Origin of the sequence: Bacillus marasmi (genome assembly GCF_902168435.1) — a bacterium.
In the GTDB taxonomy this organism is placed as follows: Bacteria; Bacillota; Bacilli; order Bacillales; family Cytobacillaceae; genus Bacillus_BU; species Bacillus_BU marasmi.
The window spans coordinates 92,020-117,963 of the sequence record NZ_LR656171.1; the positions used below are offsets into that span (position 1 = coordinate 92,020).

At 36.7% G+C, this 25,944-nt stretch carries 29 protein-coding genes, 1 pseudogene and 2 riboswitches; of the genes and pseudogenes, 7 read left to right on the forward strand and 23 right to left on the reverse strand.

Annotated elements, in window-relative coordinates; translation table 11 throughout:
- Positions 1 to 71: 71 nt before the first annotated feature.
- The 5 genes and pseudogenes from FXW34_RS12195 to FXW34_RS12215 all read right to left on the reverse strand — a co-directional run bounded on the left by FXW34_RS12195 (position 72) and on the right by FXW34_RS12215 (position 5,040).
- The gene (locus tag FXW34_RS12195) at positions 72 to 257 is read right to left on the reverse strand and encodes a hypothetical protein (protein WP_246141019.1); all 186 of its coding nucleotides are present in this window, start codon (positions 255 to 257) and stop codon (positions 72 to 74) included.
- Positions 258 to 410: 153 nt separating this feature from the next.
- Positions 411 to 1,505, reverse strand: coding sequence for a DUF6920 family protein (locus FXW34_RS12200; RefSeq protein ID WP_147534280.1), 1,095 nt, complete (start codon positions 1,503 to 1,505; stop codon positions 411 to 413).
- A gap of 108 nt (positions 1,506 to 1,613) precedes the next feature.
- Positions 1,614 to 2,462, reverse strand: a complete 849-nt coding sequence (locus FXW34_RS12205; RefSeq protein WP_147534281.1) for an SDR family oxidoreductase — start codon at positions 2,460 to 2,462, stop codon at positions 1,614 to 1,616.
- 138 nt (positions 2,463 to 2,600) lie between these two features.
- Positions 2,601 to 3,047 (reverse strand): MarR family winged helix-turn-helix transcriptional regulator, encoded by a 447-nt coding sequence (locus FXW34_RS12210; RefSeq protein ID WP_147534282.1) that lies wholly within the window; start codon positions 3,045 to 3,047, stop codon positions 2,601 to 2,603.
- A gap of 167 nt (positions 3,048 to 3,214) precedes the next feature.
- Positions 3,215 to 5,040: pseudogene (locus FXW34_RS12215) on the reverse strand (APC family permease).
- A 147-nt stretch (positions 5,041 to 5,187) separates the two neighbouring features.
- Positions 5,188 to 5,329, reverse strand: a riboswitch (cyclic di-AMP (ydaO/yuaA leader).
- 143 nt (positions 5,330 to 5,472) lie between these two features.
- Between FXW34_RS12215 and FXW34_RS22930 the strand changes: the two are divergent.
- On the forward strand, positions 5,473 to 5,613 hold the full coding sequence (locus FXW34_RS22930) for a hypothetical protein (protein WP_187118934.1): 141 nt from the start codon (positions 5,473 to 5,475) through the stop codon (positions 5,611 to 5,613).
- 15 nt (positions 5,614 to 5,628) lie between these two features.
- On the opposite strand, the gene FXW34_RS12220 is transcribed toward FXW34_RS22930, so the two are convergent.
- The 8 genes from FXW34_RS12220 to FXW34_RS12255 all read right to left on the reverse strand — a co-directional run bounded on the left by FXW34_RS12220 (position 5,629) and on the right by FXW34_RS12255 (position 11,605).
- Entirely contained in the window at positions 5,629 to 5,997 is a 369-nt protein-coding gene (locus FXW34_RS12220) for a Gp49 family protein (RefSeq protein WP_147534283.1), read from the reverse strand.
- Positions 5,998 to 6,262: 265 nt separating this feature from the next.
- Positions 6,263 to 6,685, reverse strand: a complete 423-nt coding sequence (gene arsC, locus FXW34_RS12225; protein ID WP_147534284.1) for an arsenate reductase (thioredoxin) — start codon at positions 6,683 to 6,685, stop codon at positions 6,263 to 6,265.
- 25 nt (positions 6,686 to 6,710) lie between these two features.
- On the reverse strand, positions 6,711 to 7,766 hold the full coding sequence (gene arsB / locus FXW34_RS12230; RefSeq protein ID WP_147534285.1) for an ACR3 family arsenite efflux transporter: 1,056 nt from the start codon (positions 7,764 to 7,766) through the stop codon (positions 6,711 to 6,713).
- 31 nt (positions 7,767 to 7,797) lie between these two features.
- Positions 7,798 to 8,130: an ArsR/SmtB family transcription factor gene (locus FXW34_RS12235; protein ID WP_147534286.1), complete on the reverse strand. Its 333-nt coding sequence runs from the start codon at positions 8,128 to 8,130 to the stop codon at positions 7,798 to 7,800.
- A gap of 191 nt (positions 8,131 to 8,321) precedes the next feature.
- On the reverse strand, positions 8,322 to 8,567 hold the full coding sequence (locus tag FXW34_RS12240; RefSeq protein ID WP_147534287.1) for a thioredoxin family protein: 246 nt from the start codon (positions 8,565 to 8,567) through the stop codon (positions 8,322 to 8,324).
- 24 nt (positions 8,568 to 8,591) lie between these two features.
- Positions 8,592 to 9,596, reverse strand: a complete 1,005-nt coding sequence (locus tag FXW34_RS12245; protein WP_147534288.1) for a permease — start codon at positions 9,594 to 9,596, stop codon at positions 8,592 to 8,594.
- 12 nt (positions 9,597 to 9,608) lie between these two features.
- Positions 9,609 to 9,971, reverse strand: coding sequence for an ArsR/SmtB family transcription factor (locus FXW34_RS12250; RefSeq protein ID WP_246141021.1), 363 nt, complete (start codon positions 9,969 to 9,971; stop codon positions 9,609 to 9,611).
- Between the two features lie 257 nt (positions 9,972 to 10,228).
- A complete protein-coding gene (locus FXW34_RS12255; RefSeq protein WP_147534289.1) occupies positions 10,229 to 11,605 on the reverse strand; it encodes an amino acid permease in 1,377 nt (458 codons plus the stop codon).
- Between the two features lie 147 nt (positions 11,606 to 11,752).
- Positions 11,753 to 11,832: riboswitch (glycine riboswitch) on the reverse strand.
- A 194-nt stretch (positions 11,833 to 12,026) separates the two neighbouring features.
- Between FXW34_RS12255 and FXW34_RS12260 the strand changes: the two genes are divergently transcribed.
- A complete protein-coding gene (locus tag FXW34_RS12260; RefSeq protein ID WP_187118935.1) occupies positions 12,027 to 12,446 on the forward strand; it encodes a ribosomal maturation YjgA family protein in 420 nt (139 codons plus the stop codon).
- Positions 12,447 to 12,788: 342 nt separating this feature from the next.
- Here the strand turns inward: FXW34_RS12260 and FXW34_RS12265 are convergent, their stop codons facing one another.
- Positions 12,789 to 13,049 carry a DUF2621 family protein gene (locus FXW34_RS12265; RefSeq protein ID WP_147534291.1) on the reverse strand — a complete coding sequence of 87 codons (261 nt, stop codon included), beginning with the start codon at positions 13,047 to 13,049 and terminating at the stop codon, positions 12,789 to 12,791.
- A 79-nt stretch (positions 13,050 to 13,128) separates the two neighbouring features.
- The gene (locus FXW34_RS12270) at positions 13,129 to 14,319 is read right to left on the reverse strand and encodes a DUF885 domain-containing protein (protein WP_147534292.1); all 1,191 of its coding nucleotides are present in this window, start codon (positions 14,317 to 14,319) and stop codon (positions 13,129 to 13,131) included.
- 157 nt (positions 14,320 to 14,476) lie between these two features.
- Here FXW34_RS12270 and FXW34_RS12275 point away from each other — a divergent pair, with 157 nt between their 5' ends.
- The 4 genes from FXW34_RS12275 (at position 14,477) to FXW34_RS12290 (ending at position 17,240) form a co-directional block, all read left to right on the forward strand.
- Positions 14,477 to 14,878 carry a hypothetical protein gene (locus tag FXW34_RS12275; RefSeq protein ID WP_147534293.1) on the forward strand — a complete coding sequence of 134 codons (402 nt, stop codon included), beginning with the start codon at positions 14,477 to 14,479 and terminating at the stop codon, positions 14,876 to 14,878.
- 80 nt (positions 14,879 to 14,958) lie between these two features.
- Positions 14,959 to 15,312, forward strand: a complete 354-nt coding sequence (locus FXW34_RS12280) for a hypothetical protein (protein WP_147534294.1) — start codon at positions 14,959 to 14,961, stop codon at positions 15,310 to 15,312.
- 109 nt (positions 15,313 to 15,421) lie between these two features.
- On the forward strand, positions 15,422 to 16,585 hold the full coding sequence (locus FXW34_RS12285) for an iron-containing alcohol dehydrogenase (protein ID WP_147534295.1): 1,164 nt from the start codon (positions 15,422 to 15,424) through the stop codon (positions 16,583 to 16,585).
- A gap of 379 nt (positions 16,586 to 16,964) precedes the next feature.
- A complete protein-coding gene (locus FXW34_RS12290; protein WP_147534296.1) occupies positions 16,965 to 17,240 on the forward strand; it encodes a hypothetical protein in 276 nt (91 codons plus the stop codon).
- A gap of 75 nt (positions 17,241 to 17,315) precedes the next feature.
- Here the strand turns inward: FXW34_RS12290 and FXW34_RS12295 are convergent, their stop codons facing one another.
- A complete protein-coding gene (locus FXW34_RS12295) occupies positions 17,316 to 18,284 on the reverse strand; it encodes a PstS family phosphate ABC transporter substrate-binding protein (RefSeq protein ID WP_147534297.1) in 969 nt (322 codons plus the stop codon).
- 264 nt (positions 18,285 to 18,548) lie between these two features.
- Here FXW34_RS12295 and FXW34_RS12300 point away from each other — a divergent pair, with 264 nt between their 5' ends.
- Positions 18,549 to 18,902 (forward strand): DUF4183 domain-containing protein, encoded by a 354-nt coding sequence (locus FXW34_RS12300; protein WP_147534298.1) that lies wholly within the window; start codon positions 18,549 to 18,551, stop codon positions 18,900 to 18,902.
- A 54-nt stretch (positions 18,903 to 18,956) separates the two neighbouring features.
- Here the strand turns inward: FXW34_RS12300 and FXW34_RS12305 are convergent, their stop codons facing one another.
- From FXW34_RS12305 to FXW34_RS12335, 7 genes are all read right to left on the reverse strand, one after another.
- Complete coding sequence (locus FXW34_RS12305; RefSeq protein WP_147534299.1) at positions 18,957 to 19,340, reverse strand: DUF4183 domain-containing protein; 384 nt, start codon at positions 19,338 to 19,340, stop codon at positions 18,957 to 18,959.
- A 110-nt stretch (positions 19,341 to 19,450) separates the two neighbouring features.
- Positions 19,451 to 19,891, reverse strand: a complete 441-nt coding sequence (locus FXW34_RS12310) for a BclA C-terminal domain-containing protein (RefSeq protein ID WP_147534300.1) — start codon at positions 19,889 to 19,891, stop codon at positions 19,451 to 19,453.
- Between the two features lie 297 nt (positions 19,892 to 20,188).
- A complete protein-coding gene (locus tag FXW34_RS12315) occupies positions 20,189 to 20,989 on the reverse strand; it encodes a DUF2935 domain-containing protein (protein ID WP_147534301.1) in 801 nt (266 codons plus the stop codon).
- 567 nt (positions 20,990 to 21,556) lie between these two features.
- The gene (locus FXW34_RS12320) at positions 21,557 to 23,362 is read right to left on the reverse strand and encodes a M3 family oligoendopeptidase (RefSeq protein WP_147534302.1); all 1,806 of its coding nucleotides are present in this window, start codon (positions 23,360 to 23,362) and stop codon (positions 21,557 to 21,559) included.
- Positions 23,363 to 23,406: 44 nt separating this feature from the next.
- Complete coding sequence (locus FXW34_RS12325) at positions 23,407 to 23,808, reverse strand: acyl-CoA thioesterase (RefSeq protein ID WP_147534303.1); 402 nt, start codon at positions 23,806 to 23,808, stop codon at positions 23,407 to 23,409.
- An 83-nt stretch (positions 23,809 to 23,891) separates the two neighbouring features.
- On the reverse strand, positions 23,892 to 24,293 hold the full coding sequence (locus FXW34_RS12330) for an acyl-CoA thioesterase (protein WP_147534304.1): 402 nt from the start codon (positions 24,291 to 24,293) through the stop codon (positions 23,892 to 23,894).
- 118 nt (positions 24,294 to 24,411) lie between these two features.
- On the reverse strand, positions 24,412 to 25,914 hold the full coding sequence (locus FXW34_RS12335; RefSeq protein ID WP_147534305.1) for a long-chain-fatty-acid--CoA ligase: 1,503 nt from the start codon (positions 25,912 to 25,914) through the stop codon (positions 24,412 to 24,414).
- Positions 25,915 to 25,944: the final 30 nt, after the last annotated feature.

A 25,944-nucleotide genomic window follows, 5' to 3' on the forward strand; every position in this document is an offset into this window, starting at 1 on the left:
CCCCCAACTACTACATATTTATAAGTGTAATGCTACTTTGACCCTTGAAACGCTCCCAATTATCGATTAACTTACACCCTTTTTTTATGATTATCCCTGTTCTTTTTCCCAAGTGAAAACGCAGCTGCTAAAAGAAAAACTGATGCTAATCCCACACCAACAATCATTGAATACTCAAAAATATCTTTAAGTGCCATACCGCCAGCAATAGATGCACTAAACAAAAATAAAAAGAACACAGTATAATTTTTTTTCAAGATTTTTCACCATCCTCAAATACATATTACCATAAATATCCATGTGCGTTTTCAACCAAATCCCCTTACCCAAAAAGAAGGGCGCAATTCTTTTGAAATGCACCGACAAGAGTTTCATATTGAGGATAAAATTATGCAATACCAAAAAATTCATTACAAAGAATTATATTTAGCATTTATGATTTCAAGTTTATACCAATTAAATAATCCATCATCCAATACCCAAATAATGTTCATTTTTGTTGGAATCTCAATTCCGTCAATTGAACTGTATGCTTTCACTTCTCCAATACATTCTACAGGTTCAGAATTTTCGTTGCTATCCTTGTATCTCAACGCGCTTACTTTTAACAATTTTCCAAAATCATTAAAGTGATATATTGCTGATCCTGTTATCCCTTTATAAGTCATAGTTGCCTTTGCTGAGTTTTTATCTATTTCCTCCCAACTAATATATGGGTTCAGCGCAGCTGAAGGATACCAAGGTAATTCCATTAAATATCGCTGCATTGTAGACTGGTTAGTCTTGTAATCATCGACTGTATTTACAACAGGGATCATTGAACCAAGTTTTATAGTCATCTTTGCAATCCCATCTTGATATTTATCCCTACCTGAGATGACTATTAGTGGATTCATCTTCATATTTACTTTCCATAGGAATCCCGGCTTACCTGTTATGACATATTGCTCCACTGAAGCCTCAGCCCATTCTTTTTGATTCGGTTTCAGCTTCATTTGACCTTTTTGCTTAAAATAGGCCGTTTGTATCGATTCTTTCCCAACAAGGCCAATATACTTTAACCATTTTTGTACTGCTATTGGTAATTGGTCAAGCATTTGCTCAGTAATAATGTTATTTCTCGACATTTTCCCATGTGATAATAGATTACTAATTTCCCTGTTTATTTGTGCATTAAAACTCCAGGACGAAAATGAAAAAATGATAAATAAGAGAATAATGATATTAGGAATAGTACCAAATTTAGCGTCATTCCAAGATAGAAGAATAAGGATTTGAGATGAAATTAGAACCATGCTTGAAGGCATCCACACCCAGTCTTTCTTGAATAAAACAAGAATACTAGTTATTAAAAGTAGTAGTGCTGAGAGCAACCAGAAAACTCCTATTGGTTTCGAAATCATTAAGGTTAATTGAGGTAATTCTAAAAGGTTGTACGCCTTCATGAAACCAAGAAAATGGATGAGTCCGTGCATAAACATAATAATAGAGATGAATATCCTCATTCCAACCATAACCTCCTTTACTATTCAGATTTCTTAACATGCTTCAATATGTATTTATTTAATTTAGTAGACTTCTTATGCAACTAGAAGTCTGCAACATAATGAAGACTAAATCCAACTTTCTTTATAATCCTCAATGTAGTTTCTTAATCTTCTTGGACTTTTATTAGTTAATTTTTTAATATCATCAACTACTATTCCTTTTGCCAAGCCTAATTTGGTTGGAATATGAATCCCTACAACAACATTAATAAACTCTTCGTTTCCTCCATTCTTAATCATAAATGCTTTAAACTCTTTAGCTGAAGGATTTTCATAAATAATTTCAGTATTTAGCACCTCTGACATAATCTTTGCTACTTCAAAGAAATTTAATGCTTCATCACCTGTTATAACATATTTTTTATTTTTGTGGTCTTCAATATGTAGTAAGGATACCACCGCCATTTCGGCAATATCTCTTGCATCCACAAAACTTGTTTTCCCTTTTCCAGCAGGAACGAATATACGTTTCCTTTCCTTTATTTCTTTATAGAGAAAATCAGTAAGGTTTTGCATGAAATAGCCAGCTCTCAAAAAAGTGTATGGAATTTTTGACCTTTTAATAAGTTTTTCATTTTTAAAATGATGAACAAAAGGCATAAACTGAACATCTTTTAATGAAAGGTATACAACATGTTTAATTCCGTTTTCTCTTGCTTTATCAATAAAAGTATCAAATTTTATATTATCTCCAGGTGGGTACATTAAAAAAATTCTATCTACACCATTTAATGCTTCTGAAAATGTCTCTGGTCTTGCAAAATCAAGGCAAACAAACTCAAATTGATCACCGTATTTTTTCTTTGCTAGTTCAACATTTCTAACAGCGCAGACTAAGGAAATATTCATTTCTTTCGCCTTCATTGCAACCTCAAATCCAACTTTACCATTAAAACCAGTAACTAGAATCTTCACAAGAAGCCCAACTTTCGTTTCATATTTATAGTTTGATATAGAACAAAGGAAAATATTGTTTTTTGTAAAATGATAGAATTCCCCTTTGGTTTTTACATTAACTCAAAGATTTTTAGTGAATTGTTAATAATTTTCTTGTCATAATATCTTATCCTTGCTTAACGTCATATCCATCTTACTTAATAAACGAACAAATATCTCTTTCTCTTTAGCAGTAAAGTTTATTAAAGAATCTTCAATAACACGATCACTTATTGATTCAAGAATTGGGATCATTTCTTTTGCTTTTGGAGTCAAAAATAAAATAAATGCTCTTTTGTCGTTTGGATGCTGTTCTTTTCTTAACATTTCTTTTTCAAAAAGACGATTAACAATCCCAGATATTGTTGGTTTATCTAAATTGAGATTTGAGGCAATTTCGACAGCTGTTCTCATAAGTAGTGAGGAGTTATTTTCTTCTTCTATTTCAACTCTTTTTAAAACCGACCATTGTGAGGTTGTAAGACCATATGTCGATAATTCTTTAGTCAATGTATATCTCAATTCCTTGGAAACCTTCATCAATAAATACCCTATATTGTCCAATATATACCACCCCTTGAAGATAGTTAGTATACTAACGATATACTTAGCGTACTAACTATATCTTGTTTTGTCAATCAAAAAAACAAGTCTCTGACTTGGAAGAACAGAGACTTGTTTTTTTACTCGATATAAAAAATTTTTAAAATTTTTTCGATAGTTGCCCTGTATTATTTTTTCAAATGAAAAGGTACTGTCGAAACAATCACGTCTCTCCGATAAAGTAAGAAAGCTCGGATAAGTAAGCTAGATTGATTATGAAGGATATTATGCCAAGCTTTTTTTGTAATGAATTGCGGGATGATGACGGTCACTTGATAGTTGGCTTCTTTCGCTTTGTGTTCAACTGTATCAACAAACTTTGTTAATGGAGCGATGATACTTCTGTAATGCGAGTGTAGTGTTACTAGTCTTACGTCAGGCTGCCACTTCTTCCATTTTTCTTCAAACTTATGCTCGTCTTCTCTTTCAAATGCAACATATACCGCAATAATTTGATCTGGAGAAAGAGATTTCGCATAGTTAATCGAATTTTCAACGACATGAGTTATCCCCGCTACAGGAACAATGATGACATTTCCTTCAATCTTAATGTTAGTATCATACGATGTTATTCTCAATTGATCGCCAACGGCATCATAGTGTTTTTTAATTCGGTGAAACATCAAAATAATAATTGGAACAAAGATTAAAACCGGCCAAACCTGCTTAAATTTTGTAATAAAGAACATGATGGTTACAACAAAACTTATAACGGCACCGGTTGTATTTACCACAAATTTCAAAATCCATCCTTGAGGCTTCTCTTTCATCCACTTTACCATCATTCCAGTTTGAGACAATGTAAATGGGATAAACACACCAACGGCATAAAGTGGAATCAGATGCTCTGTTTCTGCATGAAACCCAATTATTAAAATGATTGACGCAACACCGAGCATGATAATTCCATTTGAATATCCTAACCTGTCCCCTCTAATAAGAAACATCCTAGGAATAAATTTATCTTTAGCAAGATTCACTGCAAGTAACGGGAATGCTGAATATCCCGTGTTTGCTGCAAGAATTAATATGAGTGCTGTAGTGCCTTGGATAAAGTAATACATAAAGTTTCGACCAAATATTTCTTCTGCAATTTGGGAAACGACTGTCACCTCTACTTTAGGTGACACACCGTAGTAATAAGCAAGGGTAACAATCCCAGAAAAAAGGATAGCCAACAAAAGCCCCATCATGGTTAATGTTTTCGCAGCATTGTTTGGTGCTGGGTCTTTGAAGTTTGGTATCGCATTGGATATTGCTTCGACTCCGGTTAGGGCTGAACTTCCCGAAGCAAAAGCTTTTAATAGAATGAATAAACTGACACCAGCCACCGGAGTTCCTATCGGAGTGTGTAATTGTGGTGACACACTTCCTGTTACGATATTGTAGATACCCACACCAATTAAAATGAATAATGCTAGCACGAATAAATAGACAGGGTATGCTAATACGGATGCTGACTCTGTTACTCCTCTTAAATTTAATAATGTAATAAAAATTACAAAAACAATAGCAATTTCCACATTATAGGAATGTAGGCTTGGAAAAGCTGATGTGATGGCATCAGTTCCAGCTGACACACTTACTGCAACAGTTAGGATATAATCAACTAAAAGTGAACCCCCAGCAATTAAGCCTGGATTTACGCCTAAATTACTCTTAGAAACAACATAGGCTCCTCCACCGTGCGGATAAGCGAAAATAATTTGTCGATAAGATAATATAAGTGCAGCTAACAGAATTAATACTCCCACCGCGATAGGAATGGAGTACCAAAATGCGACTATTCCTAATGTAACTAATACGATTAGAATTTGTTCAGGACCATATGCTACAGATGATAATGCATCTGAAGAAAGGATTGCCAATGCTTTGGTTTGTTAATTTTTTGTTCTCCTAATTCATGTGATTTTAAAGGTCTTCCAATTAAGAGCCTCTTTATGGATGAAAGCATTTATTCATCACCGCCTTGAAGTGTATTTTTTAGCTAAGTAATATATTGCCCAAATTAATCTTTTAAACATCATCAGTACAATAAAAAAAAGCCTACAAGTCATAGTTAAAAGACCTGTAGACACATTTAAAGTATCACAAGCTCCACCTTCCTTCTCATATAACGCTTACGAGGTTAGCTGTCGGATTCGGGCCATTGAGTAGCCCTACCTAAAAAGGATTCACCCCCAGGATGATCATCACCCTAAAAATGGTTCCCCCGTACCAATTGGTTTCAGCGAAATAAGAAATTTGAAACTGTGAATATTTTATTCCTCTATTTGACTAAAGTAAACGATTTTTTTTTGAAAAAGATAAAAAAACTAAAAGAAGGCAATATTATGTAACGGAAGCATGAAGAGTCCATGTCCCTATACTTCAAGGAGGAACGAACGTGCCAAAAGAAAGAAAACCCTTATTATCGGATGAGTACTTAGACGAACTAGCAAATGAAATAAATCAACTATATGGTAGTAATACTCAAAAAAAGCAAGATGAAACACTACCAAAAAAAGATGAAGAAAATAAATCCTAAAAATCATCTGTTATTTCAAACTAAATATGCTCCTAATGCAACCATGGCATTTTTTAATGCATGTTCGTATGCTTTATCTTTACCAATTACTATATGGAAATCATCTTTATTTTTAACAGTTGAGCGCCCTTCTACCTCATAACCATTTTCAAAGATTAGAAGACAAATGGTTGATTTATCACTCATTCTGCAAAATTTCTTCTCGATGATCATCTCTTCCAATTTTTTACGTCTGTCATCATTAATTTCAGCTGTTCGAGAATAGGGCACCACAATATGATCGTAAAAATGGTTGTTCTTACACTGTACAATAAGAATTTGCTCCCCATTGTGTTCTACGTTATTAATCTCACCACATTTAGGACAAATACTTTCAATAACCATTCTACTCTCCCCTTCTAAAACGAATTTATTATCAATGATTCTACGGAAATTATCGCATATACAAATTCAAGGCAACTCACCAACATATGAAGTTTATTTGAATAATCGAACGAAGGGGAGGTTCTAAATTTCCGATAGAACTACATCACAAATGAGAATAAAAGAGGCTTGTTAAACAAAAGCTCATTTTTACGATGGGTAAAATTTCACAGGCTTTGCCTTTTTCATGTATATAAGCTAGTTTTGTCCCAGCCTCATTAAATTCTTACTCACCAGTTTCAGCAAATTGTTTAATTCGATCTCCGATTTCATCACGAACCCGCTGAAAGAAGGCCCATTTTTCTTCATCTGTTCCTTGCGCTTTTGCTGGGTCATCAAATCCCCAATGAACGCGTTTTACCTTCGGTGGTGTGATTGGACATTTATCAGCAGCATCACCACATAAAGTCACTACTAGATCTGCATTGTTTAAATATTCAAGGTCGATAATATCAGAAGTATGTTCTGAAATGTCGATACCAGCTTCTTTCATTGCTTTCACTGCATTCGGATTTAAGCCGTGTGCTTCGATTCCAGCACTGCGAACTTCCCATTCTTTACTTAAATGCTTCTTTGCCCATCCTTCAGCCATTTGGCTACGACATGAGTTTCCAGTGCATAAAAAATATAGTTTCTTCTTATTATCCATGTTTATTACCACCTTTCAGTTGTCATTATACTGACTGTTCTTTAAAATACTTCCGTTTAAACCACAATGCCACGTTTACCAGGGCAATCATGACCGGTACTTCGACAAGTGGTCCAATAACTGCTGCAAACGCTGCACCAGAATGAATTCCAAATACCCCGACAGCAACTGCAATTGCTAGTTCAAAGTTATTACTTCCAGCTGTAAATGCAAGAGTTGTTGTTACAGGATAGTTTGCTCCAATTTTCTTTCCCATAAAGAAAGATACAAAGAACATCACAACAAAGTAAATTAATAATGGGATGGCGATACGAACTACATCTAACGGCAAGCTTACAATCGCGTCCCCTTTTAAGGAGAACATAACGATAATCGTGAATAGCAGTGCAATTAAAGTCATTGGACTAATCTTTGGAATAAATACTTTCTCATACCAATGTCTGCCTTTAGCTTTTACCAAAGTAAAACGGGTAATCATTCCAGCAATAAATGGGATCCCTAAATAAATGAATACAGATTTTGCCACTTCAACCATAGTAATATCTACTACTGCCCCTTGAATTCCGAACCATTCAGGAATTACGGTCACAAACACGTATGCATAAACCGAGAAAAATAACAATTGAAATATAGAATTAAAGGCAACCAGTCCGGCTGCATATTCCGTGTCTCCTTTTGCAAGATCGTTCCATACAATAACCATCGCAATACATCGAGCCAAACCAATCAAGATCAGGCCAACCATATACTCTGGTTTATCTTGAAGAAAAATGATTGCTAAAAAAAACATTAGAATAGGCCCAATAATCCAGTTTTGAACAAGAGACAACGAAAGAACTTTTACATCTTTAAACACTCGCCCAATTTCCTCATAGCGCACCTTCGCAAGTGGAGGATACATCATTAATATCAAACCTATTGCTAATGGAATCGATGTGGTACCTACTTGCATACTATTAAGACTATCTACAAACCCTGGTGCGATAAACCCTAATCCAATACCAAATGCCATCGCAAGGAATATCCAAAGTGTAAGGTATCGATCCAAGAATCCTAACCTTTTTTTCTCCGAAGTACTCATTTTTTCTACACTCCCTTATCACGTTTTCCTACTAACTTTCGCAACCACACTTAGCTGTGGGATTGCATTGAATAATTTGATTAATTTTCTCATCCTGCTCAGGGATATGTTTCAAAATATCATCAATCAAGCGATAATATTGATTCTGTACATTTAATGAATAATAAATCCACTGACCTCTTCGCTCTTCTTTCACCAAACCGGCATCCTTCAACTTCCGCAGGTGCTGGCTAATGGATGGTTGACTCATTTCAAATACTTCCGAGAACTCACAAACACAACATTCTCGTTGTTTGAGGATTGTCACCATTGTTAAGCGTGTTTTGTCACCTAATAACTTTAACACATGCGATACTTGTTCCATTTGATTCCCTCCATTCTATTGATATATAATTATTTGCTTATATGCTTATTAATCCGAAACAAGTATATAACTAGTTACTTATATAAATCAAGAGAAATAGACCTAGTTTTACATAGTCTTTACATTTTACCTCAAATCAAAAAGGGCTTGGATACATTTCCAAACCCTTTTTACCTTTAGAATTTTGTTTTTTATACTAGGTTTTCCTTCTCAAAAATTCTAACAATATCCTTTGGTTTTAAAACTTTGCCAAACGAAACAACCTTTTCGTCAATGACTAATCCAGGTGTTGACATAATGCCATATGCCATAATATCTTGTATTTCTGTGACTTTAACAATTTCAGCCTCCATACCTAACTCTTTCAATGCTGCTTCCGTGTTTTCACCTAAAATAATACAATTTTTACATCCAGTACCTAAAATTTTAATTACCATAAAACTTCACTCCTATTGTCTTTTCTATAAAAATAAATACCCAAAAGCATTAAAACTATATCCAATGATGATGATCCCAACTGATACAATGACAAAAAATGTAGCTAACAGCTTTGTCTTCACCACTTTCTTCAACATAATTAAGGATGGTAAAGAAAGTGCTGTAACACCCATCATAAAGGCTAGCGCAGTCCCAATACCTACTCCCTTCGCAACAAGAGCTTCTGCTATTGGCAATGTTCCGAAGATATCAGCATACATAGGAACTCCAACGAGCGTTGCTAGAAGAACCGAATACCATTTATCTTGACCAAGTAATGCCGTGATGATGGACTCAGGAATCCAGTTATGAATAGCAGCACCAATTCCGACTCCAATCAAAATGTATAGCCATACCTTTTTTATGATGTCGATAACTTGATCCTTCGAAAAATCTATCCTTTCACGAGTTGTCAATTCTTCTTGTTGAGAATCAAGCATCTTATTATTAAACACAAATGGTTCTACATACTTTTCGAGTTTCAGTTTACTTATGATTGTTCCACCAATAACAGCGAGGATTAATCCTACTACAACATAAGCAATCGCAATCTTCCAATTAAAAATACTAGCCAATAAAATAACGGAAGCTAAATCTACAAGAGGCGAGGAAATCAAGAATGAAAAAGTAACGCCAATCGGTAATCCAGCACTTGTAAAGCCGATAAATAATGGAATCGATGAACAAGAACAAAAAGGTGTAACCGTACCCAGTAAGGCACTTAAAATATTGGCAGTAATTCCATTAAATCTCCCCAAAATTTTTCTCGTTCTTTCAGGTGGAAAGAAACTTTGAATATAGGAAATGCCAAAAATTAAAACCGATAGCAAAATAAATATTTTGATAACATCATAAATAAAGAAATGAACGCTTGCACCAACCCTACCATCCACATCTAAACCGAAAACATCTCTTACAAGCAAGGTTACAAGATTATGAAGCCATTCCATTTTTAATAGCTGATTATTTAACCATTCAAAAATAATCATAAAATCATCTCCTTATTTATCCTCGATTAAATAAGGAATTAGATGTTCTAATTTTTCTTTATTTAAATGATAAATAGTAAATTTCCCTTCTCGTCTTGATTCTATAATATCTCCCTTTTCCATAATCTTCAAATGATGATTGATGGTTGAAGAAGCCCCATTTAAGCCAGATACAATTTCACACATACACATATCCTCGATCCAAAGCAGCGATACAATTTTTAGTCTCGTTTCATCTCCTAATCCCTTAAAAAAAGCAGCGATGCTTTCCAATTCTCCACTGTTTAATACTTTTGGGAATTTCCCTTCAGCTAATTGACGGATTTTATCCATTTCCTCATTAGACTTTATATCCCACACTGTTTTTGCATCCAAAATTTAATGCCTCCTTGCCTTAATACTTAGTGCGTTAAGTTAATTAATATTATACACCTATTTTTCTAGTTTTGTAGTTTAATTATTGATGATATTCTAAATGAAGCTTGTTCCCTTAAATGGTATAAAACTCCCTTTCTTTTTCACCTTCTAAATCCCCTTTTCTGTAAAACTATAAAAAACCCCCTTTGGATAAATTCCAAAGGGGTATACGAAACTTCTTTTCTTACAATGACTTTTTTGAATCATCAACAGAATTAAACCGCTTTTTCTTCTCTGTAGTCGACCACAGCTTCCTTTTTCTTTTTCATAGCATATAAGCCGAACAATAGCACAAACCATAGAGGGGTTAATAACAACGCAACGCGTGTTTCTTCTGCAAATAACATGATAATAAGTAGAAAAGCAAAAAATGCTAGCACGACATAGTTAATAAATGGTGTGAGTGGCGCTTTAAAGCTTGATTTTTTGCGCAAGTCTGGACGAGTTTTCATATAGCGAAGGTGAGACACTAAAATAACGCCCCAAACCCAGATAAAGCAAATTGCACTGATGGTTGTTACGATACCAAATGCCTGGCCAGGAATAAGCTTGCTTAAAAGAGCGCCAATTGAAATCACAATCGTCGACGTAAACAATGCATTACTTGGAACATGGTTTTTATTTAATTTAGCAAAATGTGTTGGACCTTGCTTATTTTGACTTAAGTTATAAAGGATTCGACTTGTTGAAAACAATCCACTATTGCAAGCTGAAGCAGCAGAAGTCAATACGACAAAATTAATGATCCCGGCTGCAACAGGAATGCCCACGAGGCTAAATACTTGCACAAATGGACTATTCGAAGCATTTAATTGCTCCCATGGATTGATTGCTAAAATAACAAAAATCGCTCCGACATAGAAAAATAGAATTCGCAGGGGAATTTTGTTGATAGCTGACGGGATATTCTTCTTTGGATCGGAAGTTTCTGCTGCCGACACACCAACTAACTCAACCCCAACAAAGGCGAACAGAACCATTTGGAAGGATAATAAAAATCCTCCGATGCCATTTGGAAAAAAGCCTCCATAGTTCCATAAATTCGAAACTGAGACAACACCTGAATCTGTTTTAAAGCCAATCACTAATAAAATAACTCCGAGAGCGATTAGGGCCAAAATGGTAATCACTTTGATTAAAGCGAACCAAAATTCCAATTCACCAAACAGCTTTACGGTTAGTAAATTCAAGCCTAATAGTATCACTAAGCAAACGACCGCAGGTATCCATTGCGGTATGTCAAACCAATATTGAACGTACATCCCAACGGCAATAATATCGGCCATTCCAATCATAATCCAGCAAAACCAATACGTCCAACCAGTTACATAAGCTGCCCATGGTCCGATATAATCTGCTGCAAAATCGGTAAAAGACTGATAGCCTGCATTCGATAGCAGCAATTCTCCTAATGCTCTCATTACAAAAAATACCATAATTCCGATAATTAAGTAGGAAAAGATAATCGAAGGTCCTGCCAATTGGATTGCTTTTCCTGAGCCTAGAAATAACCCTGTTCCAATCGTTCCTCCAATTGCGATAAGCTGGACATGCCGATTTTTCAAATCTTTCTTTAGTTCTTTGTGTTCCACATGTGATTCCCCCAATAATCATTTGTCATTCTGAGCTGTGTTCTTTTCTAGAAAAATAAAAAATGAGATTGGAATTTCTCCAATCTCACGGTTTGACAGAATAACAAATCAAAATGGTTACTTCCACGGGGAAATAACAATTCGATTCGATACTCTTCTGTCCTTTTGCCTGAGATTGTGAACCCTTCGGCGCCGCGGAAATTCGCGGTCTCTCCAGAAGCTGCTCCTGCTATAGTTTGATCCACAGCAATCATAGCTAGCTATTTAATTTGTTTGCCGTATTCCACACTTTAATTATTTCGGAATAATATAAAATTTTATCAGTATTATTTCTAATGGTCAATAGCCTTATAGAATAGTTTGCTAGTCAAAAATTAAAAATATATAATTTGTTCAATACTATTTATAGGTAGTGATAAATTTGGCATTATTAAAAGCTGCACGACCTCCATCACAACGAGGAATCTATATAGTTGCTGTAATCATTACAATAGCACTCGGCTTGGCTTCAAGAGCATTCGCTGAACGACTACCTGCTTTTGTTGCAGGGCACGCAGGTGATGCCCTTTGGGCGATGATGGTTTATTTTGGATTTCGATTATTATTTGTGCGTAGGACTCTGTTATTCGCAATGGTACTTAGTGTTATGTTTAGTTTTTCAATTGAACTAAGCCAGCTTTATCAAGCTGATTGGATAAATGCTGTTCGGGGTACTGTGCTCGGAGCGCTTGTTTTAGGGAAAGGGTTTCTTGTAATTGATTTGGTAAGATATCTGTTAGGAATTATTCTCGCGGTGGTGTTAGATAAGATTGTAATAAAAAAGAGGCTGGGACAAAAGTAAAAACCGAATGAGTAAAGTTCAGTGTTGATTTTTATGTAGGTATGAGAATAAATAAGCGGAGAATTTCCCGTTATTGTATGTATGGAGGGCTAATTGAGGTGAAATAAGAGTAGAATTTCCGCTTAACTGCTCCCAAAAAGACAAAATCCAGTGATTTTTATGAAATAAGCGAAAAAACTCCCTTTATTCTTAACAAAATACAGGCATTACCCAAAATAAGTGGAATTCTTCCGCTTATTTTCAAGAATCAAAAAAACGAACTATTCGGAAATTCAAAGTTAGAATTTCGCATCATAGTTCGATTTTTTTTAGCTGAAATACTTATGTCCAGCCTCATTTCTATTATTTTGTTTGTTGAAGTAATGCTTCGTATGGAGTAAGGTCAACACCCTTTGCTTTTAACAGCTTAACAGCACGGTCCTGCATATCTCCAGGTGATGAAGTGATATAGCCCTTTACAACAGCGTCTTTAGTAACTACATCGCCTTCAACACTGGCCAAAATCACATTTTCAATTTTCTTTTTCGCCATTGGGCGAACAAAAACTGGGATTGGTGATACTAACTCTTCCAATAGGTCTTTTGCATCTTGATTCCATTCCATAATATTCAATACCTTCCTTATTTTAAAAATATACAAAATCTATTATACACCCTTTAACACATTTAACACCATTTAAATGTTATTTAAAACAATTCTGTTCTGTTAAGTAATAGGCGAGGCATTTGGAATTCGATTTTTGCGTTAATGCCGCTTCCATATACTTTCTTCCATAAAAATATGTAAATATATAAGATTCACAATAAGGGCGTTGTAATGATTGGATAGCATAGTTTGCTCGACTTTCATCATATTTGGCATATTTCATGAGGTAGTTGACTGCCTCAGAAGTTGGTCTCCCTTCATAGAGAAGCAAGGCTGCGTTACACCAAGTACCACGTATCAAATCTATTGCTTTTTGAATCCCAAGTAAATCCATTTCCTCAGGTTCAATCCCCAATTCTGGATAAATATGATTAGCCATCCATTGTTCAGCCTCGCCTGGTGCAAATATTGATTTCATCGCCATTAGTGCAATACCTTCACTAACAACGAAAGAAGGCGTCAGCAACAAACTTACCTGCTGCTCCTCGTATCCTTGACGATTCACCAAGTGTTCTTCCTTCAGCAAAAATTCAGCAATATGGCCAGGGTATCCCTCGTGGCAAACAATCGATAATAATTCAGCAATATTAAAGGGCATATTGGTATTCACATAGATTTTGGCTTGATAATGTCCGGAATATTCAGCCATTGCCTTCACTGGTAAATCCGTCTTTTCAACATGAATCTGTGTTTTGGGTAGCATGATTAATTTTTCATTAGTCCTTCTAAAAGCTTCAGCAGCTGCACGTTGAATCAGTTCTGGCAAGAGTTCCTTCTTTTCAATCGGAAGTAAATACTTTAGTTGATAATTTGCTAATTGCTCTTCAATGCTGCCTTTACCTGGCAAGGACTTCTCATAAAGCTCCCATGCCTCCTCAAACACAGTTTCTGAAATCCATTCAGACGGTACATGAAAATACTTTTGCACTTCTTCTCTTAACGTTATTCTTTCCCCCGCGATTCGACGACAGACTGTCTCTAAAGCAACTAAGTGTTTAGTTAGGTAGTCCTCTCGCCTGGCATCAAATCCCTGTTGTGACACATCATTTATTAATAAAGTTACTTCTTCGAAAAGTTGCTTACCTGACCAAACAGGCTCACTGTCCACTTGTTTTTTTATACTTTGATTTCCATAAAAATCGTACAATATATCATTCGTTTCATTTTGGATCGCCTTACCGATTCTGAGTACAAGAAGAACATATCTTTGTATCCAGGTTAAACTCATCGAAATACTCCTCCCTGACAAATACTGCATGAAAACAACTTTAAATAATTATTTTAATATATTTTTAAAATTCCACCAATCCCCTAATCAGTTTGTCCAACCATATATGACAAGCTTGCATATATTGAATGTAGAAAGCTTGAAAGGGGGGATTTTATTGAGCAATCCATGGTTCTCAAGCAATGGCTATAACAAAGGCTTCAACAAGGGGTACAACAAAAGCGACAACAAATCACACAGCGATTCAGATTCAAAGTCAAAATCAGATCTTGACTTTGACAATGAATTCGATAACGAAGTAGATAGCGCTAGTAAATCAAGAAACAAAAACTCTGCTGTTGCTAAGGTTTTCAAAAGTGGTAACTCTGAAGTTTATGTTGATGCAAAAGTTTACTCCGACACTAGCGCGAAAGTTCGTGCGAAAGCTGAATCAGACCAAGATCAAGACCAAGACCAAAAACAACACATGAAAAACAAACAACACGATTATTTCTTCGGCAAACAAAGTCAAGAAGATGGCGGTCATGACTCTGGCTCTGGTAAAAACCACAAGTATTAATGTAAACAGAAGCTAGGAAAATTGGGGAATGTATATACATTCCCCTTCTTAAAAATTTAGGATAGAAATGAGGATTTATCATGAACGATCAAGATGCTAAATCTTCCAGCCGTTTTTTTGATGATCTAATGCTACGAAAAGCAAAATCAGTCAATCAGGTCAAAACAGACGCTTCATCTGCCGTCAATCACAGTGGAAATTCAGATGTTGATGTTAAGGTCAACGTAAATGTAGATACAATGCCAATCGCACTTGCCTTTTTGGTATTATCCTATGCTAACAAGCAAATTGACCGTCAGCAATTTGAAGAAGCTGTTGAAAAATTACTGGAAGTTAACAAACAATATCAGAAAACCACTGAATCATATCCTGGTGATTCTAAGGTAAAATTAATGAAAGATCAAAACGATACAAAAATCTGGGGAAGATACTAAGCCATCATCTTCCCTTGTTTTATTTTACCATTACATTTATTCCTTTTGATAATTAGTTATATTAAAATAACAAAGTAAGATTTAATTGCACTTTAGGAGGATGGATGTCATGCAAGATTTTATATTTCAAAACAGTACCAAGATTATTTTTGGCAAAAATAAAGAGGTAACAGTTGGCGAAGAAGCATTGTTATTTGGTAAGAAGCTTCTTTTGCATTACGGTGGAGGAAGTATTAAGGAAACCGGTTTATATCAAAAAATAATTCACTCTCTTCATGAACAAGAAATAGAAATTTTCGAGCTAGGTGGAGTGAAACCAAATCCAAGAGTTAGTCTTGTCCGTGAAGGCATCGCTCTTTGTAGAGAACATTCGATTGGATTTATCCTCGCCGTTGGCGGAGGAAGTGTTATTGATTCTGCTAAGGCGATAGCGATTGGTGCTACATACGAAGGAGATGTTTGGGATTTCTTTGATGGCAAAGCTGAGGTTACCGAGTCACTGCCAATTGGTGTTGTCCTGACAATTCCGGCTGCAGGAAGCGAATCCAGCAGTGGTACAGTCATCACAAACGAAGATGGTTGGTACAAACGCTCGACTGGTCATGTGAGCTTGCGTCCGCGTTTTGCGATCCTAAATCCAGAGCTTTCTTATACTCTGCCTCCATATCAAACTGCCTGTGGGATAACCGATATGATGGCACATATTTTAGAAAGATACTTCACAAACGAAAAGAACGTCGAGCTAACGGATCGGCTATGTGAAGCAACACTTAAGACGATTATCAACAACGCACATATCGTCCTTGATGACCCTACCAACTACGAAGCGCGTGCTGAAATTATGTGGGCCGGAACGATAGCGCATAATGATTTGCTAAGTACTGGACGAATCGGAGATTGGGGCAGTCATGATATCGAGCATGAAATCAGTGGCATTTATGATATTGCTCACGGCGCCGGACTAGCAATCATTTTCCCAGCCTGGATGAAATACGTGTACAAGCATGATATCAACCGTTTTGCTCAATTTGCCCATCGCGTCTGGGACGTTGAATTTGATGTGAATAATTTAGAAAGAACCGCAAAGCGTGGGATTTTAAAAACCGAACAATTCTTCCGTTCCATCGGCTTGCCTGTCCGCTTGTCGGAAGCAAACATTAGCGACGAGCATTTTGAAGAAATGGCTAAAAAAGGAACTGAGAATGGTCCGCTTGGCAATTTTGTAAAATTACATGAACAAGACCTTATCGAAATCTTCGAATTAGCAAAATAACTATAATCCACTCCGCTGTTGATAGCGTGAGTGGATTTTTTTGTATGGAAAATTATTTTCGGACAATGAAGCCCTTATTTAGACGAAAATCAACAATTTCAAAGTGAAACCGGACATACGATCCTCTATTTGCCATCAAAACAGTCTGATTTTGAAGATTCTCACTAAATAAAGTATCTGGTGTCCGCAAAACTATTAAATGGAGGCGTTTTAATGCAAATAGGGTATTCTGTGTCCGCCCAAACCATCAACATGAATCTTTTGTCTTTCATTGTCAAATCCATTGACTTTTACGAAGAAAATATTAAACTAATGTAAAGGAAATATTAAGTTTTGTAAATTTTATTACAAGACCTTGTAACAGAAAGGAGAAATAGATTTGGGCATAGAGGAATATTGCGGAAACACTATTGAATTATCAGCCATGAAGCTTGTCTTTACCTTAACTAACGAAACACGTGAAAAAATCTCTAAAAAAGAATTAATCTATAAAGAACAAATTGTACGTTTTATTAAAAAGAAAATCGATTTCTACTTCAACTCTTTGCAGATAAAAAAAGCCCTATTACATGCTTACAAAAATGAAATCTACAATTCTGTTATGTTCAAGCTACAACCGATTTTTAAGGAGTTTAATATTTTTCAATGCATATAAAAAGTGCCTTTCAGTGTTTTGTTTACGTAACCAAAACTACTAAAAGACACTTTTTTATTTTCTTTATTACATAAATTATTTAATTTCGTTTAATGCTTTCATTGCACTGTCAATGTCTTCATCTGCTAATGGCGCAAATCCGGTTTCTTCGGCAATTTTTTGGGCATTTTCCATTGTGTATTTTGCATAATCAAGTACTTCTGGCTTCTCTTTTGCATGTCCAATGTTTAAGTATGTGAATACTGGACGTGTGAATGGTGCGTAATCTCCATCCTCAGAAATCGTATCAAGTGTTGGTGCAACTGCCCCTTTTCCAAAGTCAACTTTGACTGCAGCTAGCTTGTCTTTATTGCTCGCATAGTAGCCATATCCCAAAAATCCGATTGCATTTTTGTCTTTAGAAACTAGGTCAACTAGTGTTGAATAATCCTGTTGTAAATTAATGCCTTTTACTAGGTCTTGCTCTTCTAAAATCGTTTCAAAGAAGAATTCATAAGTTCCATGGTTTTCATTTGGTCCGTATGTTTTGATTGGCTCATTAGGAAAGTCAGCACGAACATCTGACCATTTCTTCATACCCTTGCTATCTAAGAAAATATCAACAATTTCTTCTTTCGTAAGTTCTTTAGCCCAATCATTATCTTTATTAATAACGATTGTGATACCATCTAAAGCAACTTTCAATTCTTGAACGTCAATGCCTAACTTTTCAGCCTCAGCTTTTTCTTCTTCTTTCATTTCACGTGATGCATTATTAAAATCATTTCCGTCTTTCACCAAGAATTTTTTAAACCCTGCAGAAGTTCCGGCACGGCTTACCTCAACTGAAACGCCTTCTTGCTCGTTCGTCATGTAATTTTCAGCCATTTTAGCCATTAATGGATAAACCGTACCAGATCCATCGATGATGACTGTTCCTTCTAATTCTTCACTGCTGCTTGAGCTATCGTTACCACTTGCAGAATCTTTCCCCCCACATGCTGCTGTGAACATCATGACTGCAGCGATTAATAATAGTACGCTCCATTTTCTAAAGCTCTTCATTTGACTTGTTCCCCCTAGTGAATTGGTTATTGTTTGTCTTACAAGTAACAATATACAAGCCCACTATTAATCTGGTTTAAACAGTTTGTAAATTTCAGTAAATTTACAATGTAGTTTTGTAAACACTATGTCTCGATTATTGCCCACTCATGTATATTAGGCATTTGCTTTAAAAATTTTTCAAAAATAAACATACGCCTATACCCTTTGTACGATATTAAAATAGGTATAATACAAGGATATTTATAGAAAGGAGCGTTTTTTATGCCCCCTAAACCTCCTAAAAAACAAAGTAATCGTTCTTCATCAAACCAAAACAACTTTGTCAAAATTACCCCGGCGGTCAAGCGATTCTTTTACATTTGTGAAGAAGATATCGACCTATCGGTAAAACAATTGATTCCTGCTAACAATTTCACAAATGATCAAGGTATATTGGTTACTGGATTTCCATACAAAAAGCCTAATGGCTATAACAATTTATTTATCAATGGGTTAATGCAGCAGGGAAGCATTTATTCTATATCAACAAAAGGCTTAACCATCAACGCTGTTAGTGGGACGATTTTTGCCGGCACTCCAATTATTATTGAGATGGTTGATTTTTATCTTAATTAGTAAATAGAAAAAACGGGTCTCGTGTTTGGACCCGTTTTTTGGCTATTTTGATGATTATGTTTCCACAGTATTTGAAGCGGTAGGAGTGAAGTTCACTACTTCTAACACAACTGGAGTGCTCATAGGTATTCCAGGTCCTCCTGCCGGAACATCAATTGCAAGTGAACCAACAGCTGTTATACCAGGTGTATACGTTGAAAGACCTTCCATTTGTAATACTCCATTGACATACACATTGTAATAGCTATTATCTGCTTCAAGAACCGGTAATTCAACGTTTGGATCCCCGTTATCCATAAAGAATGCAGCTGCATCAATATTCAAAGTTGCTCCTGCAGCGGTTGGAGCACCCGTTACGTAAAAGAATCTAGTATTTTCCGGATCAGCATCCACAGTTGTTGTGACACCAACATAAAGCTTCATTAATTGGAGTGCCATGCATTTTCCTCCTTTCCACGAATCTTTTATAGTTTATTCGTAAAAAATGGAGGTGCTTGGACAAACCATTTTCTTTTCCGAAATTACTTGCCTATTTTCTCAGATTGCTATCATGCTAAGCGAATAATATTTAGTGCAGCCCCTGTTGCACCACCTCCAAGAAGTGTAGCGAGACCTAGCAGCCCAAAAAGCTCAAGTGTAATCGTATCACCTTGATTAAGTGTAGCAATCATACTATTTTGAAAGCTTGAGGCATTTAAAACAGGATCAATAATTGAACCTGGAAGAGGCGTTGACCCATTAAGGATTAGCCTTGAGTTTACTGCAAGTGCTGCGGTTATATTGACTTGATAAGAAATAAAATACAGCCCGTTCATCGGAATAGTAAAGGTGTCGTTTGCTCCATTAACGGAAAAACTACTAAGATTTTGATTGTTTGGTAATGGAACGTTGGTTCCTCCTAACACAACTGAAATGACAGACCCCGTAGTATTCGATGCATACATCGAGTCTTCCGTTGCATCAACGGCCTTCATATACTCTAAACTCATCAGTGCCTCTCCTTCTTGCTGGTAATTTATTACATTCGTTTAGCGATATTCCAAAGGGGTAGCCTCCACAATTGGAGACTACCCCTTTTATTCTAAAATCTTTCATTATAGAGCTTTATTCTTCAGCTTGTTCCTCGCCGTAAGCTTCATACGTCCTCTCGCGGCACTCCCAACACTCGCACCGGTTTCTCTCCATTCTGCACAGCTCAACACCACATGAAATACATCTCTCCATGATCAATTCCCCCTTTTCCGAGTGCCTGTCACCACCCGAATTTTCTTGTTTCACAGAGTGTTTCACAGTTCTTTTAATCGAGGTTTTGCTGGGTTACAGTTTGGTGGGTCAATCTTTCCTGATTGTGCCAGTTTCAATAAATAATAGCACTCTTCACGATACATATGATCTGCCATGAGTGGTGCTAGCGTTCCCAATGCTTGTTTTGTAAGCCTAAGTTCTTCTAATTCTAGTAAGAAACCTTGAAACAACTTTATTTCGAGTTGGGCATCAAGATTCATTTTTGACAATGCCGGAAACTCCGACACATTGGTTCTTAAATACCCTGCAAACTCGACTGCCTTTAAATAAAAGCTTTCAAATGTTTTCGTAAATTCACTACTTTTTTCTTTTAATTTCTTCTCGACGCCATCTAAATTTGAGGTTATCGCCTCTGCGTGACCAGCGGCATCCAATAACCATAGGAGATGATGATGAACCTCATGATAAATCGGAGGAACCTCACCTGCCTTTAAATGGGTTAAGATTCTTAAATATTCCTCTAATTCATTCACCATATGATTGATGAATGTAGGGGGCAGATGAATTTTGATATTTCCAACCAGGTGCTCCTTTATAAGCTCCAATTTGAAGATCCGTAATTTTTTTGCCTCTGATTCAGCCTGAATAGTCAGTTGTGCAAGGGCATTGGTGTTTGCTTGTTCCAATAGTGTGTCAAAGACCTTGATAAATTGTTCAGCCTTGCGAATTTCCTTTGTTTGGATGGGAGCTAGTGCTTCATTGATAAACCTTGAATGATCGCCAAGTATTTGAAGCCAAAACTTATGTTCAAATCTTGCTGTTGTTTCAAACACATCATTCATGGCATGCATCTTCCTCCCTGAAAAATATCCTCGCTATAAAATATATATTCTCGAACTTCGTTTTTATGCGTGCCTAGTCACCACCCGAATTGGGGTAAGCATAAAGGAAGAGGCAGAGACATAAGTATTTCAGCTAAACAAAAAAACCGAACTATCATGCGAAATTCTAACTTAGAATTTCCTAATAGTTCGATTTTTTAATTTTTGTTACTTTTACAATAGGCACTACCCTGAAACAACTGTGGATTTCATTGGTTTGTTAAATTTTTGGCATGTGAGTCTGTTAACCCGAATGTTGATTTCCCTGTATTTGAAAATAAGTGGAAGAATTCCGCTTATTTTGATAAATGCCCTTATTTCGCTAAGAATAAAAGGAGTTTTTCCGCTTATTTCATAAAAATCACAGGATTTTGTCTTTTGGGAAGTAGTTAAGCGGAAATTATCCTCTTATTTCAGCTCAATTAGCCTCCCTGACATACAATAACGGGAAATTCTCCCCTTATTTATTCTCATACCTACATAAAAATCAACACTGAGCACTCCTCACAATCGCAGTTAACCGTTATTTTAGCTAATTTCATTCGTTAAGAGAATAAATTCCTCAGCGTCTTTTTCCATCAATTTAATTCCAGCTTCCCAGAAAGTCGGTTTCGTCAGGTCTACTCCTAAATGGTTCAGCGCTAAATCTTCAACTTTCATGCTACCAGTGTCGCGCAAGAGAGCAATGTATTTTTCTTCAAAGCCAGCAGGATTTTTCAAAAACTCGGCATAAATGCCTAAACTAAACAGAAATCCAAACGTATACGGGAAGTTGTAGAATGGTATATCGTCGATAAAGAAGTGCAATTTACTGCACCAGAAATGCGGGTGGTAGCTAGCTAAGCTGTCACCATATGCTTCTTTCTGCGCATTCTCCATCAATTCATTCAATCTTTGCTCAGAGACAATCCCCTTAGAACGCTCTTTATAAAACTTATTTTCAAACAGATAGCGAGCATGGATGTTTAAAAACATCGCAATCGCGTTCCCCATCTTAGCATCTAATAGTGTAATCTTCTCTTCCTTCGTTTTTGCATTAGCTACCGTTGCATTATTAATAATCGTTTCGGCAAAGGTACTAGCTGTTTCAGCAACATTCATCGCATAGTTGCGGTTTAAGGTTGGCAAATCTCTCATTACATGACTGTGAAATGCATGGCCGAGCTCATGTGCTAAAGTGCTAGCATCAGAAGGTGAACCGGTAAATGTCATAAAGATTCGAGATTCTTCATATTCTGGTAGTCCTGTACAATAGCCTCCCGGGCGCTTATTCGGACGATCCTCCGCTTCTACCCAGCGATTTTCCAAAGCATGCTTGGCAAAGGCTGAAATTTCCTGGCCAAAACTTGCAAAGTTCTCAATGATAAAATCACAAGCTTCATCATAAGTAAAACGCGGTGGTTTTACATTTCCGAGCGCAACAGGGGCATCAACATCCTGCCAGCCTAATTTTTCCATGCCCAAAAGCTTTGCTTTTTGATTGAGAAAATCAATAAATGGTTGTTTATGATTCGCAACAGCCGTCCACATCGCATCGAGCGTTTCCTTTGTCATGCGATTATACTCTAATGGCTCATCTAAATAACCTTCCCGGTCGTGAGCTTTCTGCAAAGTAATTCGATAGCCATCTAAATGATTCAGGGTATCGGCAAATATTGGTGCATATTTTGTCCAGGCTGCCTCCCAGTTTTCGAATAACTGCTTTCTCACCTCTGGGTCAGGGTCGGCATACATCCGGTTCATCGCCTGACCAACTGAGTATTCCGTTGTCTTTCCTTCCTTATCCGTAAATGGAATCGTCATGATTGAAACGACCGTATCGTATAAACGACTCCATGCGGTTAAACCATCTTTATTCAAATCAGTGATCAATTTTTCCTCTGCCTCTGACAACAGTCGTTTTCCGTGGTCTCGAAGCTCGTTCAACGCGAAGGAAACTTGGGTTAGCTCGGGGTCTAGCAAAAGATTTGTCCAGTCCTCATCTGGCAAGGCAACCATTTTTTTCGTAAATGCCTTCGAGAGATTTTCTACCTCACTTGAAAGTTCAATGACTTGTCCTTTAACTACATTCGCATAATCATCATTCATTTTGGCGTCGTGATACATATGTACAAAGGTGCCAGCCTGCCCTAAACCTTTCCCGATGCTTTCCTGTTTTTTTAGAATCGCTTTCAGCGGAGCAGCAGTAGAATCTTCCGCGAAGTTCCATTGCTGAATTAATTGTCGGTATTCTTGTATTTCTTTTTGTACACTTTGTAATTTTGTTTGTAATTCCGGTGATTTTGTCCCACCTGGAAAAATAGAATCTAAATCCCAAGTATCAACGTATTTCATTTCACACGCTCCTTTAGGCTTGTTTTGACCATTTTTATGACGATTTAACCTTGAACATAATCCCGCAATTTTGCTACCATTTCATCGCTTAACGGTTCACTTTTTTGCTCGCTCATATTAAATGAAACAAGCACATCTTCCCCTCTTGCAATTACTTCTTCAGTAATTTGATCCATGATAACGTGGTTGATGGTGACGCTTGAACGTCCAATCTTACTCACCCATGTTTTAACAATTAGATCTTGATTTATTTTTGCCTGTCGAATGAAATCACAATGTACCGCTGCGGCAACAAATGGCCACTCTTCGACCGTTTCAACAATATGTGTACCGATAAAGAAATCCACTCTGGCCTGTTCTAAATAAATAAAATAACTAACATTATTAATATGTCCAAAGGCATCCGATTCACAATATCTCGTTTTGATGTATGTTTGATGTTCCATTTCATTCTCCTTTTCTATCATTTGATGTCCTATATAAATTCCATCCTAACTAGTGAATCCCTTCCTAAAATCATCATTATTATTTAATCTCGTACATAATTGTTTAATTTCCCCACTACTCGTTCCGCTAACGGTTCACTTTTTTGTTTAGTAAAATCAAAACAAACTAAGACGACTTCCCCCTTAGCAATTATTTCTTCATTTGTTTGATTAATCACTGTATGTTTCAAGGTAACGCTTGAACGTCCAATCCGACTTACTGTTGTTTTCACCACGAGATTCTGATTTACATAAGCCTGACCAATATAGTCGCAGTGTGCAGACGCAACGACAAAATTCCAGTTGTCGGATTTTTCGAGTATGCAGGTATCAATAAAGAAATCCACTCTTGCTTGTTCTAGATAAATAAAATAACTAACATTATTGACATGTCCAAAAGCATCCGTTTCACAATATCTCGTTTTTATATAGGTTTGATGTTCCATTCCTTCGCCTTCTTTCTTTTTATATTGAAATAAATGGCTTGAGAATTTCTCAAGCCATCGTTTAATCCTATTAAAATACTATCCTCGCTTTTAAAAAACATGTTCAAAAAAATTCATACTATAGGTTCTGCAATTGTCTTCGAAGAATTTTCCCTGTTGTATTTTTGGGTAATTCCTGCAAAAACTCTACATATGTTGGTAGCTTATATTTTGCGATTTTTCCTTTACAAAACTCCAGTAGCTCACTTTCAGTCAATGAAGCATCTTTAGAAACGACAAAGGCTTTAACCGCTTCCCCGTATTCTGGGTCGGGAACACCAATAACTGCTGTTTCGATAATCGCGGGATGTTCATAGATTACTTCTTCTACTTCCCGAGGATAGACATTATATCCGCCGACTAGGATCACATCTTTTTTACGGTCAACAATATATAGATAACCTTCTTCATCCATTCGAGCCATATCACCTGTATAGAGCCAGCCATCGCGCAACGCCATCTCGGTCACTTCCGGCATGCCTAAATAGCCTTTCATCACATTTGGACCTTGAACAATTAATTCACCGATTTCACCGCGTGGCACTTCCTGACCATTTGGGTCGACGACCTTGTTTGTTACGTATGGGATATCAACGCCGATGGAGCCAGGCTTGCGTACACCTCGGATGGGATTAAAAGCTGTTACAGGTGATGCCTCCGACAACCCATAGCCTTCCATCACTTGCACTTCGTATTTCTGTTCAAACTTATTCAATAGCGCTACAGGCATTGGCGCCCCACCTGAAACACAGCTTCTAATGGATTGGAAATCCTCAGCTGTTGCATCAGGTACTTGAAGGAGGAAATTATACATCGTTGGTACACCAGCGAAAATGGTGGCCTCCTGTTCGCGGATTGTTTTAACTACTTCTGTAGGGCTAAACTTTGGTAAAAGCAGCATCGTTGCACCACAGGTAATCGTCGCATTCAGGCAAACTGTCATACAAAAAACATGAAATATGGGTAGGACCGTGATAATTCGATCCTCATGGGTTAACTCAAACAATTTCGTACAGGCTTGGGCATTTGATCCCATATTCAGATGTGTGAGCATTGCGCCTTTTGGCTCACCTGTTGTGCCTGAAGTGTAAAGGATTACTGCAAGGTCATCCTTATCGATAATCGGGCTGATAAAATTAAGATTGGCACTGGTGATAAACTGGTCGAAGCTCGATTCAGTATCGACTTTTTCTGTATATACGACAAAATCAAGATGTTTCAACTGCTGCTTCAAGTTAGCCAACACTGGTTGTAATTGAGGGATCGAGATGGCTGCTTTCGCTTCACTATTTGCTAATATATATTCTATTTCTCTTGGGCTAAAAATTGGATTAATCGGTACTGCCGCAGCACCTGACCTAAGAATACCGTAGTATGCGATAACAAAATGAGGAGTATTCCCTAGTAATAAGGCGACTGCATCTCCCTTACCAATCCCCTCTCTTGTTAGTGCCGCTGCGAAACGATCAACCAAAAAGTCTAATTCTGAATACGTGGTGCTTTTGTCCATAAATTGATAAACGGTCCTATCGGGGAAATCACCAGCAATTCTTTTCAGATTCTCGTTTAAGTTCCAGCCCAAATGCCCCTGCCCCCTTCAAAATTTAAATTA